This window comes from Kocuria sp. BT304, assembly GCF_003290245.1.
GTDB classification, from domain to species: Bacteria; Actinomycetota; Actinomycetes; order Actinomycetales; family Micrococcaceae; genus Kocuria; species Kocuria rhizophila_A.
In genome coordinates this window covers 1,874,434-1,888,725 of the sequence record NZ_CP030039.1, presented here as the reverse complement: position 1 = coordinate 1,888,725, position 14,292 = coordinate 1,874,434, and the positions used below count along the sequence as shown (strand labels likewise).

6 protein-coding genes and 3 rRNA genes are annotated in these 14,292 nt (G+C 65.4%); 8 read left to right on the top strand and 1 reads right to left on the bottom strand.

The features are described 5' to 3' along the window. The first annotated feature begins 116 nt into the window (after positions 1-116). The 8 genes from argH (at position 117) to rrf (ending at position 12,433) form a co-directional block, all read left to right on the top strand. Positions 117-1,562, top strand: a complete 1,446-nt coding sequence (argH, locus tag DNL27_RS08340) for an argininosuccinate lyase (protein WP_112235257.1) — start codon at positions 117-119, stop codon at positions 1,560-1,562. Beyond that, entirely contained in the window at positions 1,559-2,269 is a 711-nt protein-coding gene (locus DNL27_RS08335) for a DNA-3-methyladenine glycosylase (protein WP_112235256.1), read from the top strand. The genes argH and DNL27_RS08335 overlap by 4 nt, the downstream gene beginning before the upstream one ends. 35 nt (positions 2,270-2,304) lie before the next feature. Next, on the top strand, positions 2,305-2,832 hold the full coding sequence (locus DNL27_RS08330) for an adenine phosphoribosyltransferase (RefSeq protein ID WP_012398614.1): 528 nt from the start codon (positions 2,305-2,307) through the stop codon (positions 2,830-2,832). Positions 2,833-2,920: 88 nt separating this feature from the next. Then, on the top strand, positions 2,921-5,206 hold the full coding sequence (locus DNL27_RS08325) for an AAA family ATPase (protein WP_370447098.1): 2,286 nt from the start codon (positions 2,921-2,923) through the stop codon (positions 5,204-5,206). Between the two features lie 13 nt (positions 5,207-5,219). Further along, complete coding sequence (tyrS, locus tag DNL27_RS08320; protein WP_112235254.1) at positions 5,220-6,530, top strand: tyrosine--tRNA ligase; 1,311 nt, start codon at positions 5,220-5,222, stop codon at positions 6,528-6,530. Positions 6,531-7,117: 587 nt separating this feature from the next. Next, positions 7,118-8,649 (top strand): 16S ribosomal RNA (locus DNL27_RS08315). Positions 8,650-9,020: 371 nt separating this feature from the next. Continuing rightward, a 23S ribosomal RNA gene (locus DNL27_RS08310) occupies positions 9,021-12,145 on the top strand. Between the two features lie 171 nt (positions 12,146-12,316). Beyond that, positions 12,317-12,433: ribosomal RNA gene (gene rrf, locus DNL27_RS08305) — 5S ribosomal RNA — on the top strand. The 16S, 23S and 5S rRNA genes sit together here, the layout of an rRNA operon. 604 nt (positions 12,434-13,037) lie before the next feature. Here rrf and DNL27_RS08300 read toward each other — a convergent pair. Beyond that, entirely contained in the window at positions 13,038-14,249 is a 1,212-nt protein-coding gene (locus DNL27_RS08300; RefSeq protein ID WP_058956079.1) for a dicarboxylate/amino acid:cation symporter, read from the bottom strand. Between the last annotated feature and the right edge of the window lie 43 nt (positions 14,250-14,292).

Genomic DNA, 14,292 nt, shown 5'->3' with positions numbered 1-14,292 from the left:
CGCACGCGCCACCCGGCCCCGCAGGGGGACGGCGCGCGAGCCACCCGGTCCCGCAGGGGACGCCGCACGCGGCGCCCGGCCCACGCACCATCCAGCACACGTCACCGAGGAGCACCATGGCCCAGCACGAGCAGCACGGAACCAACGAGGGCGCCCTGTGGGGCGGCCGCTTCGCCGGGGGACCGGCGGACGCGCTCGCCGAGCTGAGCCGCTCCACCCAGTTCGACTGGCGGCTGGCGCCGTACGACATCGCGGGCTCCCGCGCGCACGCCCGGGTGCTGCACACCGCGGGTCTGCTGGACGACGCCGAGCTCACGGGCATGCTCGATGCACTCGACCGGCTCGAGGCGGACGTGCGCAGCGGCGCGTACGCCCCGGCGTCCTCGGACGAGGACGTCCACGGCTGCCTGGAGCGCGGACTGATCGAGCGCGCCGGGGCCCAGCTGGGCGGCAAGCTGCGGGCCGGGCGCTCGCGCAACGACCAGATCGCCACGCTGGGGCGCATGTACCTGCGGGACCACGCCTCGACCGTGGCCCGCAACCTGCTGGACGTCGTGCGGGCGCTGATCGCGCAGGCCGAGCGCCACCCGAACGCCCCCATGCCCGGGCGCACCCACCTGCAGCACGCGCAGCCGGTGCTGCTGTCCCACCACCTGCTCGCCCACGCGTGGGCGGTGCTGCGCGACGTCCAGCGGTTCGTGGACTGGGACCGCCGCGCGGCCGTCTCGCCCTACGGCTCCGGGGCGCTCGCGGGCTCCTCCCTGGGCCTCGACCCGAACGCGGTGGCCGCGGAGCTCGGCTTCGACTCCGCGGTGCACAACTCGATCGACGGCACGGCCTCGCGGGACGTCTACGCGGAGTTCGCGTGGGTGTGCGCCATGGCCGCGGTGGACGTCTCGCGCATGAGCGAGGAGGTCACGACGTGGGCCACCAAGGAGTTCTCCTTCGTGACCCTGGACGACGCCTTCTCCACGGGCTCCTCGATCATGCCGCAGAAGAAGAACCCGGACGTCGCGGAGCTCGCGCGCGGCAAGGCGGGCCGGCTCATCGGCGACCTCACGGGCCTGCTGGCCACCCTCAAGGGCCTGCCGCTCGCGTACAACCGGGACCTGCAGGAGGACAAGGAGCCGGTCTTCGACGCGATCGACCAGCTCGAGGTGCTGCTGCCCGCGGTCGCCGGGATGATGGGCACGCTCGAGTTCCACCCCGAGCGCCTGGCCGAGCTCGCGCCGCAGGGCTTCGCGCTCGCCACGGACGTGGCCGAGTGGCTCGTGCGGCAGGGGGTCCCGTTCCGCGAGGCCCACGAGATCTCGGGCGAGGCCGTGCGCGTGTGCGAGGAGCAGGGCATCGAGCTGTGGGACCTCACGGACGAGCAGTTCGCGGGCATCTCGCCGCACCTGAGCCCCGGTGTGCGCGAGGTGCTCACCGTGGCCGGCTCGCTGGCCTCCCGCAGCTCCCAGGGCGGGACCGCGCCCGAGGCCGTGGCCCGGCAGCTCGCGGAGCTGAAGCGCCAGCTCGCGGAGCTCGCGGCCTTCGAGACGCGCGAGCCCGTCATCTCGTGAGTCCCGCGCTGCACGAGCTGCTCTCCCGTCCCGCGCCCGACGTCGCCCCCAGGCTGCTCGGGGCCGTGCTCGTCTGCGCGCGGGACACCGGCACGGTGGCCCTGCGCCTCACGGAGGTCGAGGCCTACGGCGGTCAGCAGGACTCGGACCTCCCGGACCCCGGGGCGCACACGTTCCGCGGCCGCACCGCGCGCAACGCCTCGATGTTCGGGCCCCCGGCCCACCTCTACGTCTACTTCACCTACGGGCTGCACCACGCCGTGAACTTCGTGTGCCGCCCCGAGGGCACGGGTGGCGGCGTGCTGATCCGCTCCGGTGAGGTGGTTCTGGGGGAGGAGACCGCCACGCGGCGTCGGCTCGCCACGCGCAGCTCGCACCCGCCGTTCGCCACCCTGGCGCGCGGCCCGGGCAACGCGGCCCAGGCACTCGGTCTCACGCTCGACGACGACGCCGCACCGCTCGTCGACCTCGGAGCCGCACCGGATCCCGTGGCCCGCGCGCGGGAGGCCGTGGCCGAGCGTGAGGGCACCGTGTGGAGCGGGCTCGCGCTCGCAGAGCACCCCGCCGAGGACGTCCGCAGCACCGCGCGCACGGGCGTGTCGGGGCAGGGCGGAACCGACGCGTTCCCGTGGCGCTTCGCGCTTCCGGGGGAGCCCACGGTGTCCCCGTACCGCCGGGCCACGGTCAAGCGCCGCCGCACCCGCTGAGCCGGGGCGGGGTGCCGCGCCGCTACCATGGGCGGGTGACTGAATCCGTGGAGCAGATGATCGACCGGTTGTGCGCGAAGATCCCGGACCACCCCGAACCGGGGGTGCTCTTCCGCGACCTCACGCCGCTGTTCGCGGACGGGCCCGGGTTCCACCGCACCGTGGACGCCCTCGTGGACGCGTTCGCCGGGCAGTACGACTGCGTGGCCGGCGTGGAGGCCCGCGGCTTCATGATCGCCGCCGCCGTGGCCTACGCCTCCGGGGCGGGCATCATCCCGGTGCGCAAGGAGGGCAAGCTGCCCCGGGAGACCATCTCCCAGTCCTACGCCCTCGAGTACGGCACGGGCACCCTGGAGATCCACACCGACGACGCCCCGCGGGGTTCGCGCGTGCTCGTCCTCGACGACGTCCTCGCCACCGGCGGCACGCTCGGCGCGGCGGCGTCCCTGCTCACGCGCGGCGGGTACAACGTGGCCGGTTTCGGCGTGATCATGGAGCTCACCGCCCTGCGCGGGCGCGCCCAGCTGGGCGGGCACCGCGTGCGCGCGCTGCTGCGCGTGTGAGCGGCACCGCGGCTGCGACCGGGCGGTAGGATGGTCGCTCGCCGGTCGAGGAACCGGCGTTTCCGGCTGTGTGCGTGAGGTGAACTGCGTGGAGGATTCCGCAACCGTGGGAGTGTCCCGGCAACTCGAACAGGAGCGCAGGTACGTCGCATCGGCCTACGCCCGCCTCGACGAGCTGCGGGAGCAGAACGAACGCGAGCTGCGGCGCGTGCGGAGCACCAGCTACGGCGGCGGGCACCAGGCACGCTCCGAGCGGGACGCGTTCGCCACCCACTACGAAGACCGGCTCGCGCAGCTCAACGCCGTGGACGAGCGCCTGGTCTTCGGGCGCCTGGACACCACCGAGGGCGAACGCCACTACGTGGGCCGGCTCGGTCTGGCCACGGAGGACCACCGCCGTCTCGTGCTGGACTGGCGGGCCCGCGAGGCGGGGGCGTTCTACCAGGCCACGGCGGCCACCCCCATGGACCTCGTGCGTCGGCGCCACCTGATCATGGACGGGCGGGAGGTCACCGCCCTCGAGGACGACGTCCTCGACCCCGAGCGCGTGGCGGACGAGGACGTCGTGCACGGCGAGGGCGCGCTGATCGCCGCCCTGAACTCCGAGCGCACCGGGCGCATGAGCGACATCGTGGCCACCATCCAGGCCGAGCAGGACCGGATCATCCGGGCCCCGCTGTCCGGCGTGCGGGTGGTGCAGGGCGGGCCCGGCACCGGCAAGACCGCCGTGGCCCTGCACCGCGCCGCCTTCCTGCTCTACGAGCACCGCGAGCGGCTCGCCAAGTCCGGCGTGCTCATCGTGGGCCCCTCTTCCTCGTTCCTGTGGTACATCGAGCGCGTGCTGCCCGCACTGGGGGAGACGGGCGTGATCATGTCCTCCCTCGCGGACCTCTACCCCGGCGTGCACGGCACGGTCGAGGCGGACCCGTGGGTCGCGCGCTGGAAGGCCGGGCTGCACATGGCGGACGTCGTCGCCCGGGCGGTGGCGGACCGTCAGAAGGTCCCGCCCCGCGCCCAGTGGCTCACGGTGGACGGGCACCGGGTCAAGCTCTCCCGCTCGCTCGTGCGCCGGGCCCGTGAGCGCGCCCGCGCCACGGGCAAGCCGCACAACGAGGCCCGTGAGACCTTCGTGAAGATCGTCATCAAGGAGCTCGCGCAGAAGCTGGGGGACGAGCTCAACGAGAAGGCCGGCTCCACGATGGATCGCTCCTACCTCAGGGAGGACCTGCGCCAGTCCCGCGAGGTGCGTGTGGCGCTCAACCTGCTGTGGCTCCCCCTGACGCCCCAGCAGCTGGTCGCACAGCTGTTCAGCAAGGAGCACTACCTGCGCTCCGCGGCCCCCGAGCTGGACGACGTGCAGGTCGCGCGGCTGCTGCGCCCGGCGGACGCACCCCTCACGGTCGCGGACGTCCCGCTGCTCGACGAGGCCGCCGAGCACCTCGGCGACTTCGAGTCGGCCGGCATCACGGTGCGCGGGGACAGCTCGCTCGAGGAGCGCAAGTCCCAGGAGTCCGCGCAGAAGGCGCTCGAGGCCATGGCGGAGGGCTTCGAGGACATCGGCGCCCAGGGTGTGGTCACGGTCGAGCAGCTCACGGCGTTCAACGCCGAGGCGCCGCGCCGGATGACGGCGGCCGAGGCGGCGTCGTCGGACCGCACGTGGGCGTACGGGCACGTGGTCGTGGACGAGGCGCAGGAGCTCTCGCCCATGCAGTGGCGCGTGCTCATGCGCCGCTGCCCCCTGAAGTCCTTCACCGTGGTCGGGGACATCGCCCAGGCCGGCAACGCCGCGGCCGCGCGCACCTGGGCGGGCGCCCTCGAACCGTTCGTGGGGGAGCGCTTCGACCTGGAGGAGCTCACCGTCAACTACCGCACCCCGCAGCCGATCGCCGACGCCGCTGCGCGGGTGGCGCGGGCCGCGGGACTCACCGTGTCCGACCCCGCCGCGGTGCGCGACGGCGAGCCGCCCGTGCTGGTGGACGCCGCGGACGAGGGAGAGGTCACGCGGCAGGTGCTCGCGTGCGTGCGCTCGGAGCTGGACGCGCTCAGCGGGGGGCTCGTGGGCGTCGTCTGCCCGGGCCCGCTCATCGGCGCCGTCGGCAGCGCCCTGGAACGCGAGTTCCCGGGCCTGGTCGCGGCCGGGATGCGCAGCCTGGACCGCCGGATCATGGTCCTCACCCCGTGGGACGCCAAGGGCCTCGAGTTCGACTCCGTGGTGGTCGTGGAGCCCCGCGAGATCGCCTCGGACCCCGCCGGTGGGGCCGGGAACCTGTACGTGGCCATGACGCGGCCCACCCAGCGGCTGTACCTCGTGGGCGCTCACGGGATGCCCTCGGGGATCGAGCCGGGAACCGGCGGCGACGGCGCGGTGTCCTGATAAATTGGAGCGCGTGTCAACCACCGATCTCAGCACGCAGCACAACGACCCCTCCTTCTCGTCCCTGTGGGAGGAGCTCAACTGGCGGGGTCTGATCCAGGTCTCCACGGATCCGCAGGCCCTCCAGGAGGCGCTGGACGGTGAGCCCATCACCTACTACTGCGGCTTCGACCCCACCGCCTCGTCCCTGCACCTGGGGCACCTGGTCCAGCTGCTGCTGCTGCGCCGGCTCCAGCTCGCCGGGCACCACCCCATCGGTCTGGTGGGAGGCTCCACCGGTCTGATCGGCGACCCCCGGCAGACCTCCGAGCGGATCCTGAACTCGCGCGAGACCGTGGCGCAGTGGGTGGACATGCTGCGGGAACAGGTGCAGCGGTTCCTGTCCTTCGAGGGGGCCAACCCGGCGCGGATGGTCAACAACCTGGACTGGACGTCGCAGCTCTCGGCCATCGACTTCCTGCGGGACATCGGCAAGAACTTCCGCGTGGGAACCATGATCAAGAAGGACATCGTGGCCAAGCGCCTGAACTCGGAGGAGGGCATCTCCTACACCGAGTTCAGCTACCAGATCCTGCAGGGACTGGACTTCCTCAACCTCTACCGCCAGTACGACTGCGTGCTTCAGACCGGCGGCTCGGACCAGTGGGGCAACCTCACGTCCGGCACTGACCTCGTGCGCAAGACCGAGGGGGCCGCGGTGCACGCCATCGGCACGCCGCTGATCACCAACTCGGACGGCACCAAGTTCGGCAAGTCGGAGGGCAACGCCATCTGGCTGGACCCCGAGCTGACCTCGCCCTACGCGTTCTACCAGTTCTGGCTCAACACGGCGGACGCGGACGTCGCGGACCGCCTCAAGGTGTTCACGTTCCGCACCCGGGAGCAGATCGCGGAGCTGGAGCGTCTCACCCGCGAGGAACCGCACCGCCGGGAGGCCCAGCGCGTCCTGGCCGCGGACGTGAACACACTGGTCCACGGGGAGCAGGCCACGCAGCAGGCCGTTGAGGCATCGGCCGCCGTGTTCGGCCGGGGGTCGTTCGAGGACCTCGACGCGTCCACCCTCGCCGCCGTCGCCGAGGCCCTGCCCGGCGCCACGGTGCCCGGGGGAACGCAGCACGCCGTGGTGGACCTGCTGGTCGCCACGGGGCTGTCCGACTCGAAGTCCGCGGCCCGCCGAACCCTCAAGGAAGGCGGCGTGTCGCTGAACAACCGCAAGGTGCAGGGGGAGGACGCCGTGGTGAGCCCCGGGGACCTCCTGCACGGACGGTTCGCGCTGCTGCGGCGCGGCAAGAAGAACCTCGCTGCGGTGACCTTCACGGACTGAAGCGGGCGCTAACCCCTGGCGGGCGCGGTTCGCGCCGGTGCCGGCGCGCGAGAGCGACATCGGGGGAGCCGGCCAGCGGCCTGCAGCCCCCCACACACGAGCCGGGACCGACGCTTTGCGCCGGTCCCGGCTCGTGTGTAATGTATTCCGAGTCGCCGCGGCCAGGGACCGGACAGGAACCAGGGCCGCGGGGGTGACCGGCAAAGATCAGCCCGAGGAATTCGGACCTTGTTCATGCTACGGTTGCCTGGCTTGCCCGCAGGCAGGGCGTTCACCTTGAGAAGTCAAGTTGACACGCCGAACAGACCGGGGATAAGCTCTTCAAGTTGCTTCAGCAGGGACCGGAACGGTCCGACTGCGAGCAACGCAAACTGAACCGATCGTGGTGGTCCTCGTGTTGGGGAGCCGCGTTGTGGTGTGTTGTTTGTCAACTCAATAGTGTGTCTAGTTTGTTGATACCAAAGTTTTATTTTTGGTTGATGGCCCGATGCCTTTTCAGGTGTTTTCCCGTTTCCTGGGGGTGTTGGGTGTCAGCTGGGATCCTACCGGCCGCGCTGAGGTGTGGTGGGTGGTTTCTGTTGAATTTTTTGACGGAGAGTTTGATCCTGGCTCAGGACGAACGCTGGCGGCGTGCTTAACACATGCAAGTCGAACGCTGAAGCTTGGTGCTTGCACTGGGTGGATGAGTGGCGAACGGGTGAGTAATACGTGAGTAACCTGCCCTTGACTCTGGGATAAGCCTGGGAAACTGGGTCTAATACTGGATACGACGGCGCATCGCATGGTGTGTTGTGGAAAGGGTTTTACTGGTTTTGGATGGGCTCACGGCCTATCAGCTTGTTGGTGGGGTAATGGCTCACCAAGGCGACGACGGGTAGCCGGCCTGAGAGGGTGACCGGCCACACTGGGACTGAGACACGGCCCAGACTCCTACGGGAGGCAGCAGTGGGGAATATTGCACAATGGGCGGAAGCCTGATGCAGCGACGCCGCGTGAGGGATGACGGCCTTCGGGTTGTAAACCTCTTTCAGCACGGAAGAAGCGAGAGTGACGGTACGTGCAGAAGAAGCGCCGGCTAACTACGTGCCAGCAGCCGCGGTAATACGTAGGGCGCAAGCGTTGTCCGGAATTATTGGGCGTAAAGAGCTCGTAGGCGGTTTGTCGCGTCTGCTGTGAAAGCCCGGGGCTTAACCCCGGGTGTGCAGTGGGTACGGGCAGACTTGAGTGCAGTAGGGGAGACTGGAATTCCTGGTGTAGCGGTGAAATGCGCAGATATCAGGAGGAACACCGATGGCGAAGGCAGGTCTCTGGGCTGTTACTGACGCTGAGGAGCGAAAGCATGGGGAGCGAACAGGATTAGATACCCTGGTAGTCCATGCCGTAAACGTTGGGCACTAGGTGTGGGGAACATTCCACGTTTTCCGCGCCGTAGCTAACGCATTAAGTGCCCCGCCTGGGGAGTACGGCCGCAAGGCTAAAACTCAAAGGAATTGACGGGGGCCCGCACAAGCGGCGGAGCATGCGGATTAATTCGATGCAACGCGAAGAACCTTACCAAGGCTTGACATACACCGGACCGGGCCAGAGATGGTCTTTCCCCCTTGTGGGGCTGGTGTACAGGTGGTGCATGGTTGTCGTCAGCTCGTGTCGTGAGATGTTGGGTTAAGTCCCGCAACGAGCGCAACCCTCGTTCTATGTTGCCAGCACGTGATGGTGGGGACTCATAGGAGACTGCCGGGGTCAACTCGGAGGAAGGTGGGGATGACGTCAAATCATCATGCCCCTTATGTCTTGGGCTTCACGCATGCTACAATGGCCAGTACAATGGGTTGCGATGCCGTGAGGTGGAGCTAATCCCAAAAAGCTGGTCTCAGTTCGGATCGTGGTCTGCAACTCGACCACGTGAAGTCGGAGTCGCTAGTAATCGCAGATCAGCAACGCTGCGGTGAATACGTTCCCGGGCCTTGTACACACCGCCCGTCAAGTCACGAAAGTTGGTAACACCCGAAGCCGGTGGCCTAACCCTTGTGGGAGGGAGCCGTCGAAGGTGGGACTGGCGATTGGGACTAAGTCGTAACAAGGTAGCCGTACCGGAAGGTGCGGCTGGATCACCTCCTTTCTAAGGAGCACTGTGGCTGGCCGTGTGGCCGGCACCCACGATCCTCGTCATTTTCGGCGGGGTGTGGTTGATGCTCATGGGTGGAATATCAGCAAGCGGACACGCTGTGCCCTGACACGGGAACACGACCGGACACGAGTTCTGGTGGTGGTGTTGGGGTGGCGGCGTGGTGGCACATTGTTGGGTTGTCGATCAACACGTCAGTGTTGGTTGGTTTCCCGCAGCATCACGAGACTGGGATGGTTTTCCTGGTGGGGTGGTGTTGGTGGGTTGTTGTTTGTCAACTACATAGTGGACGCGAGCATCTTTGACGCCGCGCACCTGGAAGGGTGTGTGGTGTGTTCTTTGATGATTTATTTGTGTTGTGTGGCGTATAAGTTGTTACGAGCACACGGTGGATGCCTTGGCATCAGGAGCTGATGAAGGACGTGGAAATCTGCGATAAGCCTCGGGGAGCTGATAAACGAGCTGTGATCCGAGGGTCTCCGAATGGGGTAACCCGGCTGCGTATCATGCGTGGTCACTCGTATCTGAATTCATAGGGTGCGAGGAGGAACGTGGGGAAGTGAAACATCTCAGTACCCATAGGAAGAGAAAACAACAGTGATTCCGTGAGTAGTGGCGAGCGAAAGCGGATGGTGGCTAAACCGGTTGTGTGTGATACCTGGCGAGGGTTGCATGATCGGGGTTGTGGGATGCGTTGTTCCTGGGGTCGCCACCCTGGGCGCTGTGGCGTGGTGGTAGTCGAACTGGTGGTGAGTGCCAGACCGTAGGGGGTGTGAGTCCCGTAGACGAAACTGTCATTGTCGTGGTGTGACGTTGTTCCCGAGTAGCACGGGGCCCGTGAAATCTCGTGTGAATCTGCCAGGACCACCTGGTAAGCCTGAATACTTCCTGATGACCGATAGCGGATCAGTACCGTGAGGGAATGGTGAAAAGTACCCCGGGAGGGGAGTGAAATAGTACCTGAAACCGTGTGCTTACAAGCCGTTGGAGCCTTTTGGGGTGACAGCGTGCCTTTTGAAGAATGAGCCTGCGAGTTAGTGTTACGTCGCGAGATTAACCCGTGTGGGGTAGTCGTAGCGAAAGCGAGTCTGAATAGGGCGTTGTGAGTGGCGTGATCTAGACCCGAAGCGGAGTGATCTACCCATGGCCAGGTTGAAGCGCGTGTAAGAGCGCGTGGAGGACCGAACCCACTTCAGTTGAAAATGGAGGGGATGAGCTGTGGGTAGGGGTGAAAGGCCAATCAAACTCCGTGATAGCTGGTTCTCCCCGAAATGCATTTAGGTGCAGCGTTGCGTGTTGCTTGCTGGAGGTAGAGCTACTGGATGGCTGATGGGCCCTACAAGGTTACTGACGTCAACCAAACTCCGAATGCCAGTCAAGTGTAAGCGTGGCAGTGAGACTGTGGGGGATAAGCTTCATAGTCGAAAGGGAAACAGCCCAGACCATCAACTAAGGCCCCTAAGCGTGTGCTAAGTGGGAAAGGATGTGGAGTTGCTGAGACAACCAGGAGGTTGGCTTAGAAGCAGCCACCCTTGAAAGAGTGCGTAATAGCTCACTGGTCAAGTGATTCCGCGCCGATAATGTAGCGGGGCTCAAGTACACCGCCGAAGTTGTGGCATGACACCGTTAGCTGAGCCGTTTGTGGTTGAGGTGGTGTTGTGGGTAGGGGAGCGTCGTTGGGGTAGTGAAGCTGCGGGGTGACCCAGTGGTGGAACCTCAACGAGTGAGAATGCAGGCATGAGTAGCGATAGACGGGTGAGAAACCCGTCCGCCGGATGATCAAGGGTTCCAGGGTCAAGCTAATCTGCCCTGGGTGAGTCGGGACCTAAGGCGAGGCCGACAGGCGTAGTCGATGGACAACGGGTTGATATTCCCGTACCGATGAAGAACCGACCCTACTGAGCCGGGGATACTAACCACCCGAGCCACCATGACCGTGACCCCTTGTGGGTCGCGGGGTGTGTGGTGAGGCTGGGACCTGATCCGGGGAGGTAAACGTGTTAACAGGTGTGACGCAGGAAGGTAGCCGAGCCAGGCGATGGTTGTCCTGGTCTAAGCATGTAGGGTGACCCGTTGGTAAATCCGCGGGTTGTGTGCCTGAGATGTGATGGGACTCTCTTAGGTGAGAGAATTCGGTGATCCTATGCTGCCAAGAAAAGCATCGACGTTAGGTTCTAGTCGCCCGTACCCCAAACCGACACAGGTGATCAGGTAGAGAATACTAAGGCGTTCGAGAGAATCATGGTTAAGGAACTCGGCAAAATGCCCCCGTAACTTCGGGAGAAGGGGGGCCCTGTCTGGTGAGCACACGTGCTGTGTGAGCTGGGTGGGGTCGCAGAGGCTAGGGGGAAGCGACTGTTTATCAAAAACACAGGTCCGTGCGAAGTCGTAAGACGATGTATACGGACTGACTCCTGCCCGGTGCTGGAAGGTTAAGAGGACCTGTTAGACCCTTCGGGGTCGAAGCGGAGAATTTAAGCCCCAGTAAACGGCGGTGGTAACTATAACCATCCTAAGGTAGCGAAATTCCTTGTCGGGTAAGTTCCGACCTGCACGAATGGAGTAACGACTTCCCTACTGTCTCAACCATGAACTCGGCGAAATTGCAGTACGAGTAAAGATGCTCGTTTCGCGCAGCAGGACGGAAAGACCCCGAGACCTTTACTATAGTTTGGTATTGGTGTTCGGTGTGGCTTGTGTAGGATAGGTGGGAGACTGTGAAGCTATCACGCTAGTGGTGGTGGAGTCGTTGTTGAAATACCACTCTGGTCACTCTGGACATCTAACTTCGGCCCGTGATCCGGGTCAGGGACAGTGCCTGATGGGTAGTTTAACTGGGGCGGTTGCCTCCTAAAGAGTAACGGAGGCGCCCAAAGGTTCCCTCAGCCTGGTCGGCAATCAGGTGTTGAGTGTAAGTGCACAAGGGAGCTTGACTGTGAGAGTGACAGCTCGAGCAGGGACGAAAGTCGGGACTAGTGATCCGGCGGTACATTGTGGAATGGCCGTCGCTCAACGGATAAAAGGTACCTCGGGGATAACAGGCTGATCTTGCCCAAGAGTCCATATCGACGGCATGGTTTGGCACCTCGATGTCGGCTCGTCGCATCCTGGGGCTGGAGTTGGTCCCAAGGGTTGGGCTGTTCGCCCATTAAAGCGGTACGCGAGCTGGGTTCAGAACGTCGTGAGACAGTTCGGTCCCTATCCGCTGCGTGCGTTGGAAATTTGTGGAGGCCTGTCCTTAGTACGAGAGGACCGGGACGGACGAACCTCTGGTATGTCAGTTGTTCCGCCAGGAGCATCGCTGATTAGCTACGTTCGGGATTGATAACCGCTGAAAGCATCTAAGCGGGAAGCTTGCTCCGAGATGAGATTTCCTGACCCCCTTTGTGGGGTGTGAGGTGCCCAGTAGACGACTGGGTTGATAGGCCAGGTGTGGAAGCGTTGTAAGGCGTGGAGCTGACTGGTACTAATACACCGAAGACTTATACACACACGATCTGTCATCAAGAGTGTGGTGTTCGCGTTCACTATGTGGTTGACCACCAACAACCCCCACCCCGGTTGGGGTGTGGGTGTGTGGTTGACAGAGGAATACAGGTTTGACCCGTGGTAGGCACGGGAACCAGGTTTCCGCCCCCGGTTGTGTGGGGTGGTGCAGGTTTCCGGTGGTTATAGCGTGGGGGAAACGCCCGGTCCCATCCCGAACCCGGTAGCTAAGACCCACAGCGCTGATGGTACTGCACTCGGTAGGGTGTGGGAGAGTAAGTCACCGCCGGAATTAACATGAACAGGGTTGAGGCCCCACACCGTAAGGTGTGGGGCCTCCCCGCATTTAACACGCGGTTCACGCCGCCCGCTGGCGGGCACCACCGGCAGAGGGCACGTCCCCCCGCCCCGTTGGCGTGGTGGTCTCGTACCGGGTGGGGGCGGTCTGGTGGCCACTAGCTGGCTGCTTACAAGTAGCTGCTCACAACTGGCTGCTCACAAGGGGACCCCCGTGGTCGGAGGCTCCTCATCGGGGATTCCTAACCTGGGACTCATATCCGCAGGCGAGGCGCGGCAGGCGGCGGACGGCTTTCTCTTGCTCTCTCACCCTGCCCTGTGGCTCCTGGGTCTGTCCGGCACTGGTGGATGTGCCCCAGGCCTCTCCGGCGCTGCCTGGGGCGGCCCCGGTCCTTGCGGCGCTGTGTTCGGTACGTCTCGACCTGTGCGACGCCCTCCCGCTGTCTGCCGCGCGTCGGGAGAGCGACCGTCGTGGTCTGCACCGGTGAGTCCGTGGGGCTGTCTTGCTGTCGACCCTGATCCAGACATGACTGCGGCGCGCCACCGTGGTGACGCGCCGCTGCGAAGTCTCCCCCGTGGCGACGCGGGTTTCTTTCCTTCTAGCGTGCGGGGGCGGCGGGGGCGTTGCGCAGCCGGCCGTTCTTGCCCCGCAGGAGCTTGTCCATGATGGCGGCGATGGCACCGTCGCCGGTCACGTTGCAGGCCGTTCCGAAGGAGTCGATGGCCACGTACGTGGCGATCATCAGGCCCACGGCGGTCTCGTCGAAGCCGAGCTGCGACTGGAGGATCGCCACCGCGGCCATGATGGCGCCCCCGGGAACACCCGGGGCGGCCACCATGGTCACGCCCAGCAGGAAGATGAACCCGATGTACTGCCACGGGTCGATGGGCATCCCGGAGATGGTCATGATGGCCGTGGAGAACAGCACGATCTTCATCGTGGAGCCGGACAGGTGGATGGTGGCGCACAGCGGGATGGTGAATCCGGCCACCCGTTCGTCCACACCGTTGCGGCGGGCGCACGCCAGGGTCACGGGGATGGTCGCCGCCGACGACGCCGTGCCCAGCGCCGTGGCGTAGGCCGGGAGCATGTTCTTGAGCATTACCAGGGGATTGGCGCGGGTGACCGCACCCGCGATGCAGTACTGGATGAGCAGGATGACCACGGTCATGATGAACGCCAGAACCACGACGCGCAGGAACGTGGTGATCACCACCGCGATCTGCCCGTTCATGGTTAGGCTCATGAACATTCCGAAGATGTACAGCGGCAGCAGAGGGATGATGACCTTCTCCACGGTGCGCATGATAATGGTGCGCAGCTCCGCGAACCCGGAGTGCAGTGTGGTGCCGCGCACGAAGGTGATTCCCACGCCCAGGCAGAACGCCAGGACGAGCGCCGTCATGACGTCGAAGACCGGCGGCATGGTGATCTCGAAGTAGCCCCCGAGCGCGTGGTCCTCCGGGTTCTCCAGCCCGTTCACTGCGGTCTTGTCCCCCAGCAGCCACGGGTAGCTGGTGGTGGCCACGGCGAAGGCCAGCAGACCCGCGAACACCGTGGAGCCGTACGCCACCGCCGCGGTGACCGCGAGCCACTTGCCGGCACCTCGCCCCAGGTCCGCGATGGCTGGCGTGACCAGGCCCACGATGATGAGGGGGATCAGGAAGCCGAGGAACTGGCTGAAGATGCCGTTGAACGTGAGGAACACGCGGGCGAGCCAGTCGGGGAGCACGAGCCCGAGGGCACTGCCCAGGACGATGGCCAGGAGCACCCGCACGAGCAGGTTTCGGGAGAGGGATCTCAAACGCATGCTCCATTATCAACTGTGCCCGGTGGCGGAGGGCGTACTCGCC

Coding starts and splice junctions, on each gene's coding strand:
- argH (WP_112235257.1), top strand. CDS start 117: ATGGCCCAGCACGAGCAGCACGGAACCAACGAGGGCGCCCTGTGGGGC.
- DNL27_RS08300 (WP_058956079.1), bottom strand. CDS start 14,249: ATGCGTTTGAGATCCCTCTCCCGAAACCTGCTCGTGCGGGTGCTCCTG.